Source organism: Pseudomonas sp. FJ2-5-13 (assembly GCF_029201605.1).
Lineage (GTDB): Bacteria > Pseudomonadota > Gammaproteobacteria > Pseudomonadales > Pseudomonadaceae > Aquipseudomonas > Aquipseudomonas lactis.
The window spans coordinates 688,166-701,024 of record NZ_CP104045.1; the positions used below are offsets into that span (position 1 = coordinate 688,166).

At 62.1% G+C, this 12,859-nt stretch carries 13 protein-coding genes; 1 reads left to right on the forward strand and 12 read right to left on the reverse strand.

Annotated features, from left to right (window positions below):
• Positions 1-141: 141 nt before the first annotated feature.
• Positions 142-1,080, forward strand: coding sequence for a DnaJ C-terminal domain-containing protein (locus tag N2A98_RS02950; RefSeq protein WP_047712458.1), 939 nt, complete (start codon positions 142-144; stop codon positions 1,078-1,080).
• 63 nt (positions 1,081-1,143) lie between these two features.
• Here the strand turns inward: N2A98_RS02950 and ureC are convergent, their stop codons facing one another.
• The 12 genes from ureC to N2A98_RS03010 all read right to left on the reverse strand — a co-directional run bounded on the left by ureC (position 1,144) and on the right by N2A98_RS03010 (position 12,853).
• Positions 1,144-2,844, reverse strand: coding sequence for an urease subunit alpha (gene ureC / locus N2A98_RS02955; protein WP_044271050.1), 1,701 nt, complete (start codon positions 2,842-2,844; stop codon positions 1,144-1,146).
• A gap of 111 nt (positions 2,845-2,955) precedes the next feature.
• The gene (locus N2A98_RS02960) at positions 2,956-3,261 is read right to left on the reverse strand and encodes an urease subunit beta (protein WP_047712459.1); all 306 of its coding nucleotides are present in this window, start codon (positions 3,259-3,261) and stop codon (positions 2,956-2,958) included.
• Positions 3,258-3,791 (reverse strand): GNAT family N-acetyltransferase, encoded by a 534-nt coding sequence (locus N2A98_RS02965; RefSeq protein ID WP_044271056.1) that lies wholly within the window; start codon positions 3,789-3,791, stop codon positions 3,258-3,260. Before N2A98_RS02965 ends, N2A98_RS02960 begins: the two co-directional genes overlap by 4 nt.
• A gap of 5 nt (positions 3,792-3,796) precedes the next feature.
• Positions 3,797-4,309: a GNAT family N-acetyltransferase gene (locus N2A98_RS02970; RefSeq protein WP_044271058.1), complete on the reverse strand. Its 513-nt coding sequence runs from the start codon at positions 4,307-4,309 to the stop codon at positions 3,797-3,799.
• 9 nt (positions 4,310-4,318) lie between these two features.
• Positions 4,319-4,621 carry an urease subunit gamma gene (gene ureA / locus N2A98_RS02975; RefSeq protein ID WP_003171437.1) on the reverse strand — a complete coding sequence of 101 codons (303 nt, stop codon included), beginning with the start codon at positions 4,619-4,621 and terminating at the stop codon, positions 4,319-4,321.
• Between the two features lie 176 nt (positions 4,622-4,797).
• Complete coding sequence (locus tag N2A98_RS02980) at positions 4,798-5,637, reverse strand: urease accessory protein UreD (RefSeq protein WP_044271061.1); 840 nt, start codon at positions 5,635-5,637, stop codon at positions 4,798-4,800.
• A 31-nt stretch (positions 5,638-5,668) separates the two neighbouring features.
• Entirely contained in the window at positions 5,669-6,367 is a 699-nt protein-coding gene (gene urtE, locus N2A98_RS02985) for an urea ABC transporter ATP-binding subunit UrtE (protein ID WP_044271064.1), read from the reverse strand.
• Positions 6,368-6,493: 126 nt separating this feature from the next.
• Positions 6,494-7,327 carry an urea ABC transporter ATP-binding protein UrtD gene (gene urtD / locus N2A98_RS02990; RefSeq protein WP_014716710.1) on the reverse strand — a complete coding sequence of 278 codons (834 nt, stop codon included), beginning with the start codon at positions 7,325-7,327 and terminating at the stop codon, positions 6,494-6,496.
• A complete protein-coding gene (gene urtC / locus N2A98_RS02995) occupies positions 7,324-8,391 on the reverse strand; it encodes an urea ABC transporter permease subunit UrtC (RefSeq protein ID WP_014716711.1) in 1,068 nt (355 codons plus the stop codon). Before urtC ends, urtD begins: the two co-directional genes overlap by 4 nt.
• Entirely contained in the window at positions 8,391-9,893 is a 1,503-nt protein-coding gene (gene urtB / locus N2A98_RS03000) for an urea ABC transporter permease subunit UrtB (protein ID WP_044271067.1), read from the reverse strand. Before urtB ends, urtC begins: the two co-directional genes overlap by 1 nt.
• A 138-nt stretch (positions 9,894-10,031) precedes the next feature.
• Positions 10,032-11,297: an urea ABC transporter substrate-binding protein gene (gene urtA, locus N2A98_RS03005; RefSeq protein WP_275623002.1), complete on the reverse strand. Its 1,266-nt coding sequence runs from the start codon at positions 11,295-11,297 to the stop codon at positions 10,032-10,034.
• 194 nt (positions 11,298-11,491) lie between these two features.
• Complete coding sequence (locus N2A98_RS03010; protein ID WP_275623003.1) at positions 11,492-12,853, reverse strand: PepSY domain-containing protein; 1,362 nt, start codon at positions 12,851-12,853, stop codon at positions 11,492-11,494.
• Between the last annotated feature and the right edge of the window lie 6 nt (positions 12,854-12,859).

Genomic DNA, 12,859 nt, shown 5'->3' on the forward strand with positions numbered 1-12,859 from the left:
CCAGGCGGTACACAGCCATTGCATTAAATCTGTGTGCCGCCGCTTAACTTATGACGCGCCCTGACATCAATTCCCAGGCTGCCAGCCATGGCGTGCCGTGTGGCGGGCTGCGCGATATCGATAACGGATGGTGATGCCCCCATGGATTTCAAAGACTATTACAAGATTCTCGGTGTCGAGCCGACGGCTGACGACAAGGAGATCAAGTCGGCTTATCGCAAGCTGGCGCGTAAATATCACCCGGACGTCAGCAAAGAAAAGGATGCCGAAGCCAAGTTCAAGGATGCGTCCGAGGCCTACGAAGCGCTGAAAAGTGCCGACAAGCGCGCCGAATACGATGAACTGCGCAAATACGGCCAGCATGGCCAGCCGTTCCAGGGCCCGCCGGGCTGGCAGAGCCGTGGCGGCTTTGGTGGCGGCCAGGACGCGGGCGACTTTTCGGACTTTTTCAGTTCGATCTTCGGCTCGCGCGGCGATGCCTTCGGTGGCGGCCAGCGCCGTCCTACCGGGCGCAAAGGCCAGGACGTGGAGATGCACCTCACGGTTTCCCTGGAGGAAACCCTGTCCACCGAGTCCAAGCAGATCAGCTTCCAGGTGCCGCAATACGATGCCTCCGGTCGGCATGTGAGCAATACCACCAAAAGCCTGAACGTGAAGATCCCGGCCGGTGTGGCCGATGGCGAGCGCATTCGCCTCAAGGCCCAGGGCGCACCGGGCATCGGTGGCGGGGCCAACGGTGATTTGTACCTGATCATCAAGTTTGCACCCCACCCCAAGTTCGAGGTGGACGGCGAAAACCTGATCATCAACCTGCCGCTGGCACCGTGGGAGTTGGCGCTGGGCACGGAAGTGGCCGTGCCGACCCTCACCGGCAAGATCAACCTCAAGGTGCCAGCCGGCAGCCAGAACGGCCAGCGCATGCGTGCCAAGGGCCATGGCTTGCTGAACAAGGCCGGGCAACGCGGCTACCTGTTCATTCAACTGAAGGCGGTCATGCCTGCGGCGGGTAACGACGATGTGAAAGCGTTGTGGCAGGAGCTGGCGCAAAAAGCCGCTTTTAACCCACGCGAGCAGTTCTGAGGCCTACGCGAATACGCTGTACCTGTGGTGAGGGCGCAAGCTCCCTCACCACATGGGGCGAAGCTAGAACAGGAAATACCGCTGCGCCATCGGCAACACTTCAGCCGGTTCACACCACAGCAACACTCCGTCGGCCTTGACCTGATACGTCTGCGGGTCCACCTCGATATCCGGCAAATAGTCGTTGTGGATCAGGTCCGTTTTCTGCACATCGCGGCAACCCTTGACCACTGCAATCTGCTTTTTCAAACCCAGCGCCTCGGGCAGGCCTGCGGCCTGTGCCGCCTGGCTGATAAACGTCAGGCTGGTGGCGTGCAGGGAGCTGCCGAAGCTGGCAAACATGGGGCGGTAATGCACCGGTTGCGGTGTGGGGATCGAGGCGTTGGCGTCGCCCATCAGGCTCGAAGCAATGGCGCCGCCCTTGAGAATCAGCGTCGGCTTGATGCCGAAGAACGCCGGGCGCCACAGCACCAGGTCGGCCCATTTTCCGACTTCGATGGAGCCGACGATATGGCTGATGCCGTGGGTGATCGCCGGGTTGATGGTGTACTTGGCGATGTAGCGTTTGGCGCGGAAGTTATCGTTGCCCGCGCCGTCGCCCGGCAGGGGGCCACGTTGTTTTTTCATCTTGTCGGCGGTCTGCCAGGTGCGCGTGATCACCTCACCGACACGGCCCATGGCCTGGCTGTCGGAGCTGATCATCGAGAACGCACCGAGGTCGTGCAGGATGTCTTCGGCGGCGATGGTTTCGCGGCGGATGCGGCTTTCGGCGAAGGCCACGTCTTCGGCAATGCTCGGGTCCAAGTGGTGACACACCATCAGCATGTCCAGGTGTTCGTCGATGGTGTTGCGCGTGAACGGCCGCGTCGGGTTGGTGGAGCTGGGCAGCACATTGGGGAAACCGCAGGCCTTGATGATATCCGGCGCGTGGCCACCACCGGCGCCTTCGGTGTGGTACGTGTGAATGGTGCGGCCCTTGAGCGCGGCGAGGGTGGTTTCGACAAAGCCCGACTCATTGAGAGTGTCGCTGTGGATTGCCACCTGCACGTCGTAGGCATCGGCGACGCTCAGGCAGTTATCGATGCTCGCCGGCGTTGTGCCCCAGTCTTCGTGCAGCTTCAAGCCGATAGCACCGGCCTTGACCTGCTCGATCAGCGGCTCGGGCAAACTGGCGTTGCCCTTGCCGGTAAAGCCAATGTTCATCGGGAACGAATCGCTGGCCTGCAGCATCCGCGCAAGGTGCCACGGGCCGGAGGTGCAGGTAGTGGCATTGGTGCCGGTGGCCGGCCCGGTGCCGCCGCCGATCATGGTGGTGACGCCGCTGGTCAGCGCCTCTTCGATCTGCTGTGGGCAAATGAAATGCACATGGGAGTCGATGCCGCCAGCGGTGAGGATCATGCCTTCACCGGCAATCACTTCGGTGCTGGCGCCGATGGCCATGGTCACGCCGGGCTGGATGTCCGGGTTGCCGGCTTTGCCAATCGCGTGGATGCGGCCATTCTTCAAGCCGACGTCGGCCTTGACGATGCCCCAGTGGTCGATGATCAATGCATTGGTGATCAGCGTGTCGACCACTTCATGGGCGAGCAATTGGCTCTGGCCCTGGCCGTCGCGGATTACCTTGCCGCCGCCGAATTTGACCTCTTCGCCGTAGACGGTGAAGTCCTGTTCCACTTCGACGAACAGTTCGGTGTCGGCCAGGCGCACCTTGTCACCGACGGTGGGGCCGTACATGTCGGCGTAGGCTTGTCTGGATATCTTCATGGGTGTGTCCTGGAAAATATGTGTTGAATGTGAGACTGCTTTCGCGAGCAAGCCCGCTCCCACATTTGAAATGCATTCCCCTGTGGGAGCGGGCTTGCTCGCGAAAGGGCCCTAAAGGTCGCCCATGACCCGCCCTGCAAACCCAAATACCCGCCGCCCACCCGCCAAATCCACCAATTCCACCTCCCGCCGCTGCCCCGGCTCAAACCGCACCGCCGTGCCCGCCGGAATATTCAGGCGCATGCCACGGCTGGCCGCTCGGTCGAATTGCAGCGCGTCATTGGTCTCGAAAAAGTGGTAATGCGAGCCCACCTGGATCGGCCGGTCGCCGCTGTTGGCCACGCCGAGGGTGAGGGTGCGGCGGCCGACATTCAGTTCGATCTCGCCAGGCTGGATCTGATATTCACCAGGAATCATGCAGGTTGCCCCAGGGTCTTGAAGTAGATGGCGGTCGGGCTGTAGCGCCCGTCCGGGCTTTGGCAATAGTCGGGCAGCTCACCGAGCTTGGTGTAGCGCAGCGACTGGTAAAAGGCTTCGGCGCCGGAGCCGGCCTCGGTGTCCAGGTACAGCAGGCCACGCTTGTGCTGGCGCGCGGCGAGTTCCAGGGCATTCATCAATTGTTGGCCCAGGCCATGGCGACGGGCGCTGCTGTGCACCAGCAACTTTTGCACCTCGGCGCGGTTCAGACCGTTGGCTTTCTGGCACAACGCCAATTGCACGCTGGCGATCACCTGCTCGTCGCGCACCACCACCCACAGCAGCAGGCTGCTGTCCTCGACGCCGGCTTGCACGCTGCTCAGGTAGTCCCGGGCCTGGGCCTCATCGAAGTCGGCCATGAAGCCCACCGAAGCGCCGTGCTGCACCGCGTCCAGCAACAGCTCGATCAAGCCCCGGCGGTAATGAGCAAAACTTTCCGCATTGACTCGACGCAGTTGTGCAACGCTCATCGATGTCACTCCTTGGGCGGTTGTGCGCCCGGGTTCAAGGTCAGTTGCATAAAGGTCAGGTCAAGCCAGCGGCCAAACTTGATACCCACTTGGGGCATTTGCCCGGTGGTGATGAAGCCCAGGCGTTCATGCAGGCGGATCGAGGCCAGGTTGCCGCTTTCGATGGCGGCGACCATCACGTGTTTGCCACCGGTGCGAGCTCGCTCGATCAATGCCGCCATCAGGTGCGGGCCGAGGCCTTTGCCGCGTTGGTCGCTGCGCACGTACACCGAGTGTTCGACGCTGTAGCGAAAGCCTTCGAAGGGGCGCCAGTCACCGAACGAGGCGTAACCGGTGACTTCGTTGTTTTCCACAGCTACCAGGATCGGATAGCCCTGGGCCTGGCGCGCACTGAACCAGGCTTGGCGGTTGGCCAGGTCCACCGGTTGCTCGTTCCAGATCGCCGTGGTGTTCAACACCGCGTCGTTGTAGATGGCGCGAATTGCCGGCAGGTCGTGTTCGGTTGCATCACGAATCATGGCTGCGCCTCACGCGATGGGCTGGTGGACGGTGACCAGCTTGGTGCCGTCGGGGAACGTGGCTTCCACCTGGATATCCGGGATCATTTCCGGGATGCCTTCCATCACTTGTTCGCGGCTGAGCAGGGTGGTGCCGTAGTGCATCAGGTCGGCCACGGTGCGGCCATCGCGGGCGCCTTCCATCAAGGCGGCGGAGATATAGGCGATGGTCTCCGGGTAGTTGAGCTTCACCCCGCGCGCCAGGCGCCGCTCGGCGACCAGGCCTGCGGTGAAGATCAGCAGTTTGTCTTTTTCCCGTGGGGTCAGGTCCATGGTTCAAGGTCCTTCATAAAATTCATTCTTAAATACAAAGAAGATCCCATGTGAAGCTGATTTATGTGGGAGCTGGCTTGCCTGCGATACAGGCGACTCGGTGTTTCTGATGTACCGAGGTGATGCCATCGCAGGCAAGCCAGCTCCCACAGGGGGCAGGTTCCACAGTTTGATCTTCATGTGCTCCAGATTCGTGGTGCGACTGCTTCTCGCCCCAGCACTGCCGGGCGTAGCAATTTCCATAGATCAATCAACCAACCCCGCGCCAGCAACGCTTCACTGGCCAGGCACCGCGCCACCAGTAATCCAGGCAGTTGGGTCAGGTCACCGCGCACCGCGTGGGGCAGTGAGCGGCATTGTTCCAGTAATTGCGCATCGACTTCACCGGTCACCAGCAACGTGGCAAACACCGGCTGCCCATCCAGCCCGATAGGCGAATCCAACAACCCATCGGCGCCCACAATGCGCTGGCGTTCGTGCCAGAGCAACTGGCCATCGCGGCGAATGTCCAGGTGCGATTGAAAGTGGCCCAGGTCGAACCGTTCGCCACTGGCCGGGCGGCCCAGGGCGACCACATCCCAGTAGAACAACCGCGCATCGCCCGACAGCTCGACTCGCGTGGTGAGTTCGGCCTGGGCGGCGCTGAACACGATGGTTTCCTGAGGTAGCCATTCCAGGGTCGCGCCGGCTTCGACGGTCAGTTCCAGTTGTTGAAACGCCGGGCCGCTGGCGCGGTACCACTTGGCGGCGCCAGGGCTGGTCAGTTGGGCCCAGGCTCCAGTGCCCACATGGGCGCTGATGTCCAGGCGATCGCCACCGGCAATCCCGCCGGGCGGGTGCACGATGATGTGCTGGCACACCTGGGGGCCTTCGGCGTACAGGTGTTTTTGCACCCGCAGCGGGCCAAGGTGACGGCGCAGCACCGGGCGCGTGGTGTCATTGATACGCGCGTAGCCGAGTTCCAGCTCGGCGTGCCAGCTGGGGGTGAACAGGGCAGGGGAAACGGGCAGGTTCATGAGCGTGTGCTTATCGTTAGGAGGCTACAGATTAGATGGTTACCAGTCCGCGCACACCGTCGCTTTCCATATTTTCACCACGGCCCTGCTGCACGATTTCGCCACGGGACATCACCAGGTACTGGTCTGCCAGCTCAGCGGCAAAGTCATAGAACTGCTCCACCAACAGGATCGCCATGTCGCCGCGCGCCGCGAGCTTTTTGATCACCGCGCCAATTTCCTTGATCACCGACGGCTGGATGCCTTCGGTGGGTTCATCGAGGATCAACAGGCGTGGGCGGCTGGCCAGGGCACGGCCAATTGCCAACTGTTGCTGCTGGCCGCCGGACAAGTCACCGCCACGTCGATGCTTCATTTGCAGCAACACCGGGAACAGTTCGTAGATGAAGGCCGGCACTTCCTTGGCTTCGGAGCCGGGGAAGCGCGACAGCCCCATCAGCAGGTTTTCTTCCACCGTCAGCCGCGCGAAAATCTCCCGGCCCTGAGGCACGTAGGCGATCCCGGCATGCACGCGCTGGTGCGGCTTGAAGCCGGTGATGGTCTTGCCTTCCCAGTTCACCGCGCCTTCCTTGGCGGGCAACAGGCCCATCAGGCACTTGAGCAGGGTGGTCTTGCCCACGCCGTTACGCCCGAGCAGGCAAGTGACTTCGCCGATCTTCACATCAAAAGACAGCCCACGCAGGATGTGGCTACCGCCGTAGTACTGGTGCAGCTTGTCGACTTGCAGCATTCTCAAAACCTCCTCAATCCCCCTGCGGGAACCGGATCAACTGTGGGAGCTGGCTTGCCTGCGATAGCGGTGAGTCGTCTGCATCGCAGGCAAGCCAGCTCCCACATAAAGCCGTTCGTGTCAGCGTTAGCGGCCGAGGTAGACCTCGATCACCCGCTCGTTTTCCTGCACCTGTTCCAGCGACCCTTCGGCCAGCACGCTGCCCTGGTGCAACACGGTCACGTGGTCGGCAATCGAGCCGACAAACCCCATGTCGTGTTCCACCACCATCAACGAGTGCTTGCCGGCCAGGCGCTTGAACAGTTCGGCGGTGAACTCGGTCTCGGCGTCGGTCATGCCTGCCACCGGTTCATCGAGCAGCAACAGTTGCGGGTCTTGCATCAGCAGCATGCCGATTTCCAGGAACTGCTTCTGGCCGTGGGACAGCAAACCGGCGGGGCGATGCACGGAAGCGGTGAGGCGGATGGTGTCGAGCACTTCTTCGATGCGGTCCTTCTGCTCACCGTTGAGGCGCGCACGCAGGCTGGCCCACACCGACTTGTCGGTCTTCTGCGCCAGCTCCAGGTTTTCGAACACGCTCAAGGCTTCGAACACCGTAGGTTTCTGGAACTTGCGCCCGATGCCAGCCTGGGCGATCTGCACTTCGCTCATGCGGGTCAGGTCCAGGGTTTCGCCAAACCAGGCCTTGCCGTGGCTGGGCCGGGTCTTGCCGGTGATCACGTCCATCAATGTGGTCTTGCCCGCGCCGTTGGGGCCGATGATGCAGCGCAATTCGCCCACGCCGATGTACAGGTTCAGGTCGTTGAGGGCCTTGAATCCGTCAAAGCTGACGCTGATATCTTCCAGGGTCAGAATGGTGCCGTGGCGGGTGTTGAGTCCCTTGCCCGCCACCTGGCCGATGCCAATCGCATCGCGGCCGCTGCCTGCGTCGAAAATAGGTTCAAGCATGACGTTCCTCATTTCTTCAGCAGGCCGATAACGCCCTTGGGCAGGTACAGGGTGACGATGATGAACAGCGCCCCCAGGAAGAACAGCCAGTACTCGGGGAAGGCCACGGTGAACCAGCTTTTCATGCCATTGACCACACCGGCGCCGAGCAGCGGCCCGATCAGCGTGCCACGCCCGCCCAGCGCCACCCACACGGCGGCTTCGATGGAGTTGGTCGGTGACATTTCGCTGGGGTTGATGATGCCCACCTGCGGCACATACAGCGCGCCGGCAAGGCCGCACAACACCGCGCTCAACACCCACACGAACAGCTTGAAACCGCGTGGGTCGTAGCCGCAGAACATCAGGCGGTTCTCGGCATCGCGCAGGGCGGTGAGCACACGCCCGAACTTGCTCTTCGCCAGGCGCCAGCCAATGTAGAGGCTGGCCACCAGCAACAGCACCGTGGCGATAAACAACACCGCCCGCGTGCCCGGTTCAGTGATGCCAAAACCTAAGATGCTGCGGAAGTTGGTAAAGCCGTTGTTGCCGCCGAACCCAGTCTCGTTGCGAAAGAACAACAGCATCCCGGCGAACGTCAGAGCCTGGGTCATGATCGAGAAATACACGCCCTTGATCCGCGAGCGGAAGGCGAAGAAACCGAACACCAACGCCAGCACACCGGGGGCCAGTACCACCAGGCACAACGCCCAGAGGAAGTGGTCGGTGCCGGCCCAGTACCAAGGCAATTCGGTCCAGGACAAGAAGGTCATGAACGCCGGCAACTCATCGCCCGACGCCTGGCGCATCAAGTACATGCCCATGGCGTAGCCGCCCAGGGCGAAGAACAAACCGTGGCCCAGGGACAACATTCCGGCGTAACCCCACACCAGGTCGAGCGCCAGGGCGACGATGGCGTAGCAGAGAATCTTGCCCACCAGGGTCAAGGTGTAGGCCGATACATGCAGAGGGTTGTCGGCAGACAATAACGAACACAAGGGCAACGCCAGCAGCAGGAGCAGGATGACCGCACCGACTGCAATCGTGACTTTAGGGCCGGCCTTTTGCGTGGCCGTAAGCATCAATGGCTGGTTCATCAGTCGATCACCCGTCCTTTCAGTGCGAAGAGTCCTTGCGGGCGTTTCTGGATAAACAGAATGATCAGCGCGAGGATCAGGATCTTGCCGAGCACGGCACCGATCTGGGGTTCAAGGATCTTGTTGGCGATCCCTAAGCCAAAGGCAGCCATGACACTGCCGGCCAACTGGCCGACGCCGCCGAGCACAACCACCAGGAACGAATCGATGATGTAGCTCTGGCCCAAGTCGGGGCCGACGTTGCCGATCTGGCTCAGCGCCACGCCGCCCAAACCTGCGATACCGGAGCCGAGGCCGAAGGCGAGCATGTCCACACGCCCGGTGGGCACGCCGCAGCAGGCCGCCATGTTGCGGTTCTGGGTGACGGCGCGCACGTTCAGACCCAGGCGCGTCTTGTTCAGCAGCAGCCAGGTGAGCACCACCACGAACAGCGCGAAGGCAATGATGACGATGCGGTTGTACGGCAGCACCAGGTTGGGCAGCACCTGGATGCCGCCGGACAGCCAGGCCGGGTTCGACACTTCGACGTTCTGCGCGCCGAACACCAGGCGCACCAGCTGGATCAGCATCAGGCTGATGCCCCAGGTGGCGAGCAGGGTTTCCAGTGGGCGGCCATACAAGTGACGGATGACTGTGCGTTCCAGCGCCATGCCGATGGCCGCAGTGACAAAGAACGCCACCGGCAACGCGATCAACGGGTAGAACTCGATGGCCTGGGGCACATAGCGCTGCATCATCAACTGCACTACATAGGTGGAGTAGGCGCCGAGCATCAGCATCTCGCCGTGGGCCATGTTGATCACGCCGAGCAAGCCGAAGGTGATCGCCAAGCCCAGGGCCGCCAACAGCAGAATCGAGCCCAGGGACATACCGCTGAACGCCTGGCCGAGGATTTCACCCATCATCAGTTTGCGTTTGACTTGGGCCAGGCTGGTTTCAGCAGCGGTATGCACGGCCGCGTCGGCTTCCACGCCGGGTGCCAGCAGCGCTTCAAGGCGCGTGCGGGCCAGCGGGTCGCCCGTGCTGCCGAGCAAGCGCACGGCCGCCAGGCGCACCACCGGGTCGGGGTCGACCAGTTGCAGGTTGGCCAGGGCCAGGCTGAGGGCGCTGTGCACCTGCTCATCCGTCTCGGCGGCGACCTGCTGGTCGAGGAATTTCAGTTGTGCAGGCACCGCGCTTTTTTGCAGGGTGCGCGCTGCCTCCAGGCGCACTTTGGGGTCGGCGGCGAGCAGTTGCTGGCTGGCTTGCACGTTATTGATCAAGCCGCGCAGGCGGTTGTTCAGGCGCACGGTCTTGGTTTCGCCGTTGAGCGTGAGTTGGCCTTGCTCAAGGGCATCCACCAACTCGATACGCGTTGGGTCGGGTTGGGCGGCCCAGTCCTGCAGGAGTTTGGCTTGCTGCACCGGGTTGGCGGCAAGGAAGTCTTCGGCGTCGCTGGCGTGTGCGCCAAAGGGCAGCAGCAACAGCAGGGCGAGGATGAGGCGATGGAGGGCAGTGGGCATAGCAAAATGTCCTGATTATGCGCGGTCAAACTGTGGGAGCGGGCTTGCTCGCGAATGCGGTGTGTCAGTCAGCACATTTGTCACTGATTTACCGCATTCGCGAGCAAGCCCGCTCCCACATTTGATCTGTGTTGGGCTTTAGTTGCTCTTGACCGCGTAGTCCGGCTTTTTGTCATTGCCCGGGATGTAGGGGCTCCACGGCTGTGCACGAATCGGCGCTTCGGTCTGCCACACTACCGAAAACTGCCCGTCGGCCTGGATCTCACCGATCATCACCGGCTTGTGCAGGTGGTGGTTGGTCTTGTCCATGGTCAGGGTGAAGCCCGACGGCGCGGCGAAGGTCTGGCCGCCCAGGGCTTCACGCACTTTGTCGACGTCGGTGGACTTGGCTTTTTCCGTCGCCTGCGCCCACATATGGATGCCCACATAGGTGGCTTCCATCGGGTCGTTGGTCACGGCTTTGTCGGCGCCCGGCAGGTTGTGTTTCTTGGCGTAGGCTTTCCAGTCGGCCACGAACTTCTGGTTCACCGGGTTCTCCACCGACTGGAAGTAGTTCCAGGCCGCGAGGTTGCCCACCAACGGCTTGGTGTCGATGCCACGCAGTTCTTCTTCACCCACCGAGAACGCCACCACCGGTACCTCGGTGGCTTTCAAGCCTTGGTTGGCCAGCTCTTTGTAGAACGGCACGTTGGAGTCGCCATTGACGGTGGAGACCACCGCGGTCTTGCCACCGGCGGAGAACTTCTTGATGTTGGCAACGATGGTCTGGTAATCGGCGTGGCCGAAGGGGGTGTAGACCTCTTCGATGTCTTTATCCGCCACGCCTTTGGAATGCAGGAATGAGCGCAGGATCTTGTTGGTGGTGCGCGGGTACACGTAGTCGGTGCCGAGCAGGAAGAAACGCTTGGCGCTGCCGCCTTCTTCGCTCATCAGGTATTCCACCGCCGGGATCGCCTGCTGGTTCGGCGCCGCACCGGTATAGAACACGTTGGGCGACATCTCTTCGCCTTCGTACTGCACCGGGTAGAACAGCAAGCCGTTGAGTTCTTCAAACACCGGCAACACCGACTTACGCGACACCGAGGTCCAGCAGCCGAACACCACGGCGACCTTGTCCTGGGTCAGCAGTTGCCGGCCTTTCTCGGCGAACAGCGGCCAGTTGGACGCAGGGTCCACCACCACCGGTTCGAGCATCTTGCCGTTCACCCCGCCTTTGGCGTTGATCTCGTCGATGGTCATCAGCGCCATGTCTTTAAGCGAGGTTTCGGAAATCGCCATGGTCCCGGACAACGAGTGCAGGATGCCGACCTTGATGGTCTCGGCGGCCTGGACGGTCCAGGTCAAACCCATGGCGGCAATGGATGCCGACAAAGTGAAAGCCTTGATCAAGCTGCGACGCTTCATGGTGCGATCTCCGTGTACCGATAATTGTTGTGGGGCAGATACACAGGGCTTTGCAAGGGCTGTGCCTGCTACGCCAGACACGGGTTTACCGGCGGGTTCGGGAGGTAAAGCCGCTCCGTGGCGCACCAGGTTGGCGCCACGCAGGCCGTTGAGTGCACGGCAGGCTTCAAAAGAGGGCGTTGCGCGACAATGCTTCAGGCGGTTGCGCTAATGCGTGACAGCAGCAAGCGATCCAGCGCCCATACCAGGACCAACGAAGCCCCTACCAACGGGAAAATGATCGCAAGCCCGAGCATGATCGCCATCGCGGTTTTCCACTTCGGCAAGTCATGACGCAGCGGCGGCACGCCCAGTCCACCTTGTGGCCGACGCTTCCACCAGATCACCACGCCACTGACCGCACTGAGCAGGATCATCAGGCAGATCACCAGCACGATCAGTTGGTTGACCCAGCCGAACATTTTGCCTTCGTGCAGCATCACGCCGGTCTCGGTGGCGCGTGCGACCAGGTTGTAATGATCCCAACGCACATCGGCCAGGACCTTGCCGGTGTACTGGTCCACATGCAGGGTGGCGTCGTTGCGCGGGTCGTCGGCGAACACCGCGACGGTGAACACACCGGTGGCGGTGGTGGGGAAGGTGATGCTGTAGCCGGGCTCGACCTTGCGCGCGTTGGCCAGGTCGACCACCTGTTGCAGGCGTACGGTGGGTGCAGCCGGGCCTGCGTGCATTGCGCCGTGATTCATGTGTTCGGCGTGGTCGCCGGACATCGGCATCGGCGTGTTTTCCAGGGCCCAGGGCACGGTTTGCTGGGTGGCCGTGTTGAGTACACGGGCCTGCTGGTCGGACTGCGGCACGTTGTTCCACATCGCTGCCGGGAAGGTGTTCCACAGGTCGGCATATTGCTTGCCCCAGAAGCCGGTCCAGGTCATGCCGCTGAGCAGCATCACCAGCAGGAACGCCGCGCCCCAGAACCCGGCGACAGCGTGCAGGTCGCGCCAGAACAAGCGGCCACGGCTACCGAAGCGCGGCCACAACACCCCGGCCGAAGACTTGCCCCGCGGCCACCACAGGTACAGGCCGGACACCACCAGCATCACGCCCCAGCCAGCGGCGAGTTCGATCAGGCGATCGCCGACGGTGCCGATCATCAGTTCGCCGTGCAGGGCGCGGACGATGGCTTGCAGGTTGTTATTTGCGTCTTGCTCACCGAGGACGGTGCCGCGATAGGGGTCGATGAACACCGTCACTTCGTGGGCGTCGTTGCGCATCACGAACTGCGCGCTGCGCGTGGCGTCGGCAGGCGGCAGGTATTTGCTGATCGCGGCGTGGGGGTAGGCGGCCTGGGCACGCTGCAGTTGCTCGTCGGCGCTCAGTGCGTGTTCGGCGGCGGGCACGGTAAGCAGGTGGCCGTACATCAGCGGGTCGAGTTGGGGTTTGAACAGGTAGATGATGCCGGTGAGGGCCAGCAGCACCATGAAGGGGGCGACGAAGAGCCCGGCGTAGAAATGCCAGCGCCAGGCCAGGTTGTAGAAGGAAATTTTTTGTGTGGTCATCGGGTG

What these genes read in the sequence shown, in the direction of transcription:
- N2A98_RS02950 (WP_047712458.1), top strand. Translation starts at nt 142, where the DNA reads ATGGATTTCAAAGACTATTACAAGATTCTCGGTGTCGAGCCGACGGCT.
- ureC (WP_044271050.1), bottom strand. Translation starts at nt 2,844, where the DNA reads ATGAAGATATCCAGACAAGCCTACGCCGACATGTACGGCCCCACCGTC.
- N2A98_RS02960 (WP_047712459.1), bottom strand. Translation starts at nt 3,261, where the DNA reads ATGATTCCTGGTGAATATCAGATCCAGCCTGGCGAGATCGAACTGAAT.
- N2A98_RS02965 (WP_044271056.1), bottom strand. Translation starts at nt 3,791, where the DNA reads ATGAGCGTTGCACAACTGCGTCGAGTCAATGCGGAAAGTTTTGCTCAT.
- N2A98_RS02970 (WP_044271058.1), bottom strand. Translation starts at nt 4,309, where the DNA reads ATGATTCGTGATGCAACCGAACACGACCTGCCGGCAATTCGCGCCATC.
- ureA (WP_003171437.1), bottom strand. Translation starts at nt 4,621, where the DNA reads ATGGACCTGACCCCACGGGAAAAAGACAAACTGCTGATCTTCACCGCA.
- N2A98_RS02980 (WP_044271061.1), bottom strand. Translation starts at nt 5,637, where the DNA reads ATGAACCTGCCCGTTTCCCCTGCCCTGTTCACCCCCAGCTGGCACGCC.
- urtE (WP_044271064.1), bottom strand. Translation starts at nt 6,367, where the DNA reads ATGCTGCAAGTCGACAAGCTGCACCAGTACTACGGCGGTAGCCACATC.
- urtD (WP_014716710.1), bottom strand. Translation starts at nt 7,327, where the DNA reads ATGAGGAACGTCATGCTTGAACCTATTTTCGACGCAGGCAGCGGCCGC.
- urtC (WP_014716711.1), bottom strand. Translation starts at nt 8,391, where the DNA reads ATGAACCAGCCATTGATGCTTACGGCCACGCAAAAGGCCGGCCCTAAA.
- urtB (WP_044271067.1), bottom strand. Translation starts at nt 9,893, where the DNA reads ATGCCCACTGCCCTCCATCGCCTCATCCTCGCCCTGCTGTTGCTGCTG.
- urtA (WP_275623002.1), bottom strand. Translation starts at nt 11,297, where the DNA reads ATGAAGCGTCGCAGCTTGATCAAGGCTTTCACTTTGTCGGCATCCATT.
- N2A98_RS03010 (WP_275623003.1), bottom strand. Translation starts at nt 12,853, where the DNA reads ATGACCACACAAAAAATTTCCTTCTACAACCTGGCCTGGCGCTGGCAT.